The organism is Streptomyces sp. ICN903 (assembly GCF_022015835.1).
Taxonomy (GTDB): domain Bacteria; phylum Actinomycetota; class Actinomycetes; order Streptomycetales; family Streptomycetaceae; genus Streptomyces; species Streptomyces fenghuangensis.
In genome coordinates, this window is sequence record NZ_JAKMAY010000417.1 from 1,918 (window position 1) to 3,993 (window position 2,076).

At 76.5% G+C, this 2,076-nt stretch carries 1 protein-coding gene and 1 pseudogene; one reads left to right on the plus strand and one right to left on the minus strand.

Annotation, left to right across the window (positions count from 1 at the left end; all coding sequences use genetic code 11):
• Positions 1-264 precede the first annotated feature (264 nt).
• The gene (locus tag L7D48_RS26920; RefSeq protein WP_237883416.1) at positions 265-822 is read left to right on the plus strand and encodes a hypothetical protein; all 558 of its coding nucleotides are present in this window, start codon (positions 265-267) and stop codon (positions 820-822) included.
• Between the two features lie 207 nt (positions 823-1,029).
• On the opposite strand, the pseudogene L7D48_RS26925 reads toward L7D48_RS26920, so the two are convergent.
• Positions 1,030-2,076 (minus strand): annotated as a pseudogene (locus L7D48_RS26925) (PAS domain S-box protein); the annotation flags it as partial.

The window sequence follows — 2,076 nt, forward strand, 5'->3', positions numbered from 1 at the left end:
GGCCGGGGGCGGGGGGCGGAAACTGCGGTCTGGCCCTCACACCGCGTGAGGCCGAAAGACGGAGCGCGGAGCCCGCCCGCGCCCGGCAGGCCACCCGCATCCGACACCCGGCATCCGGCAACCGGCATCTGGTACCCGGCACTCGGCGAGCGCCCACCTTGCCGGAATCCGGCATGCCGAGAGCCGGCGGCGCCGCCGTACCGTGGCGGGCACGTCCGGGGCCGGTACCGGCTGGGGCGGATGTGCGGCGAAGGGAGAGGCGCGATGTTCTCGGTGGCTTGGGGGGTGTTCGCGACGGCCTTCGGCTGGATCGTCGCGACGGATTTCCGGGGCGCGGCCCAGCGCTTCCACAGGTTGTCCCACGCCGCCGTGCCGTTCGGCGACGCCGACGCGCCGGTCATGGGCGTCGGATTCTTCCGCTTGCTGGCAGGGGTGTTCGCCCTGATCGGCCCGGTCGTCCTGGCCGTCGGACTCATGGACGTGTGGAGCGGCGAGGCGGAGTCGTTCGGGCTGCCCCCGGTTCCCGTCTGGTTCGCCGTGGCGGAGGCGGCGGTCGCCGGTGTCGTGCTCTGGTGGGCCTGGCGGCGCTCCGGCGTACTGCGCCGTGAGTGGGAGGCCGGCAACGGCCTGCGGCGTGCCGCCGTCGCCGGCGTCACGGCATCGCTCGTCGCCTTCGTCGTGACGCTGGGCCTGGGCGGGGGGACGTGGATGATGGCCTGTTGGCTGGCCAGCGGCCTGTGCGGGCTCGCCCTGCTGCTGGGCGATCGGCCCGGCAAGCCGTCGGGCACCGGACCGGCTTCCACGGACTCGCCGGCCTCCTGAGCGGCTTCGCCGGGGCCGGCGGCCCGCTGGTCCGTATGCGCCGTCGGGCGACGCGCGGTGGGCGCCGCGGACCGAGCGGTTGCTCCGGAGAACGCGGCCACCGCCGGCGGGCAGCCGAGGCGGAGGGCCGCAGGCCCTCGACCGCGAGGCACGCGGGCAGCGCCGCACCGCCGAACGCCGCGTCGGCAACCCTGCGGGCCAGTACGGCTAGTTGGCGCCTATCTTCGCCAGCAGGTCCACGATGCGCGACTGCACCTCCGGGCTCGTGGACCTCTCCGCGAGGAAGAGGACCGTCTCGCCGGAAGCCAGACCGGGCAGCTCCGCCTCGTCGATGGAGGCGGAGGTGTAGACGACGAACGGCGTGCGGTTGAGCATGCCGTTCACCCGCAGCCAGTCGATGATCCCGGCTCGGCGGCGGCGCACCTGCATCAGGTCCATCACCACCAGGTTCGGGCGGACCTGCGCCGCGAGCTGCACCGCCTCCGCGTCCGAGGGGGCGTGCGCGGTCTGCATGCCGCGCCGGCCCAGCGTCGCGGCCATGGCGTCCGCGATGGCCGCGTGCTCCTCCACCAGCAGTACCCGCGGCGGGTGCTGCTCGCTGTCGCGCGGTGCGAGGGCCTTGAGGAGCACGGCCGGGTCCGCGCCGTACGCCGCCTCGCGCGAGGCCACCCCCAGGCCGGCCGTCACCAGGACCGGCACCTCGGCGGCGACGGCCGCCTGACGCAGCGACTGCAGGGCGGTACGGGTGATGGGGCCGGTCAGCGGGTCCACGAAGAGGGCCGCCGGGTACGCCGCGATCTGGGCGTCCACCTCCTCGCGGGAGTGGACGATGACGGGGCGGTAGCCGCGGTCGGTCAGGGCCTGCTGGGTGGAGACGTCCGGCTCGGGCCACACCAGCAGCCGCCGTGGGTTGTCCAGGGGCTCGGGCGGCAGCTCGTCGTCGGCCGGCAGCGGCACCTGGCCGCTGCCGCCGGTGACCTCCACCGCGCCGCCCGGACCGTCCAGGTGCTCCGGCCCCTCGGCCCCGGCCTCGGGCGCGCCGATGGCGAACTCCCGCCCGCTGTGGGTGTGCTGGGCCGGCGGGTACTGGGGCTGCGCCTGCGGCGGCGCGGCGGCGACGGCGGCGGCGGCCGCCTCGGCGGCGCGCTCCTTCTCCGCCGGCGGGGCCGCGAGCTTGCGGCGGCGGCCCGGGCCGGCACTGGTCTGCGCGGGCGTGGAGGTGGGCGTGGGGCCGGGCGCGGGCGCCTGGGCCGG

Coding starts and splice junctions, on each gene's coding strand:
- L7D48_RS26920 (WP_237883416.1), top strand. CDS start 265: ATGTTCTCGGTGGCTTGGGGGGTGTTCGCGACGGCCTTCGGCTGGATC.